This window comes from Pseudomonadota bacterium (assembly GCA_040752895.1).
GTDB lineage: Bacteria > Pseudomonadota > Alphaproteobacteria.
This window is the reverse complement of record JBFMHN010000028.1, coordinates 1-1,003: the sequence shown is the minus strand read 5'-3', so window position 1 is coordinate 1,003 and position 1,003 is coordinate 1. Positions and strand designations below refer to the sequence as shown.

The 1,003-nt window shown below is 64.7% G+C and carries 2 protein-coding genes; one reads left to right on the top strand and one right to left on the bottom strand.

Going from position 1 to position 1,003, the window contains the following annotated elements; all coding sequences use genetic code 11:
• A partial coding sequence (locus tag AB1781_11475; GenBank protein MEW5705186.1) for an alcohol dehydrogenase occupies positions 1 to 146 on the top strand: 146 nt, incomplete at its 5' end.
• Positions 147 to 164: 18 nt separating this feature from the next.
• Here AB1781_11475 and AB1781_11470 read toward each other — a convergent pair.
• Positions 165 to 916, bottom strand: a protein-coding gene (locus AB1781_11470; GenBank protein MEW5705185.1) for an IS5 family transposase whose coding sequence is annotated in 2 segments (ribosomal slippage) — positions 165 to 586 and positions 586 to 916 — 753 coding nt in all. Because the reading frame shifts where the segments join, the coding sequence is not laid out codon by codon here.
• Positions 917 to 1,003 lie beyond the last annotated feature (87 nt).

The following is a 1,003-nucleotide window of genomic DNA, read 5'->3' as shown; positions in this document are numbered from 1 at the left end:
AGATGCGCCTTTCAGCCCACGGCGCCCGCGAGGAGGATCTTCGCGCCTGGGCCGGGGAGGCCCATGCAATCCGCCGCTTGATGGACTGGAACCCACGCGATCTCACAGTGGAGGAGGTCCACGCGATTTACCGCGCCGCCCTCTGAGCTAGGGCTTGTTGACGTTCACCTCAGTCGGATGACGGTGGCTGCCAAGGCGATGAAGGCGCTGAAGCTTTCGTCGGTCTTGCAGCAGCGCATGGCAATGCCTCTGTACTCCTTCAGCTTCCCGAAGAAGTTCTCGATCAGGTGCCGCCACTTGTAAGCCTCACGGTCGAACTCGGCCGGAACCCGGCGGTTGGATTTCGGGGGAATGACCGGCTCGATCCCCGCCCCGGTCAGCGCATCGCGCAGCCAGTCCGCATCGAACGCCCGGTCGGCGAGGAGTTGGCCGCAACTCAGCCCGCCGATCAGCGCCGCCGTGCCGCGCAGGTCATGGGCTTGTCCGGGCAGCAGGCGGAAGTCGGTCAGGTTACCAAGCGCATCGGCCAGCGCCAGGATCTTGGTGGTCACGCCACCCCGGGAGCGCCCAATGGCCTGGCTCTGAGTCCCCCTTTTGCGCCCTGACCATGGCGGTGGACCTTGACGATGCTGCCGTCGATCATCGCGTACTCGAAGTCGGCGTCTTCGGCCAAGGCTCTGAACATCCGGTAGAATGCGTCCGCCTTCACCCATCTGCGGAAGCGCTTGAAGACCGAGTTCCACTTGCCAAACGCCTCAGGCAGATCGCGCCACGGGCACCCGGTGCGCGCAATCCACAGCACCGCCTCGACGAAACGACGTGGGTCGGGTCCCGTGCGGCCGGGATCACCCTCCCGGCCCAAGCAGTGCGGAGCGATGATCGCCCATTGCGTGTCGGTCAGTGTTGTGCGGATCAAGCTCGCCTCCCGTTTGGCCACCTTGAATCACTCGCCACCCGACCTGGGAATCCTCAAACGTCAACAAGCCCTAGCTCAGCAGAGGCT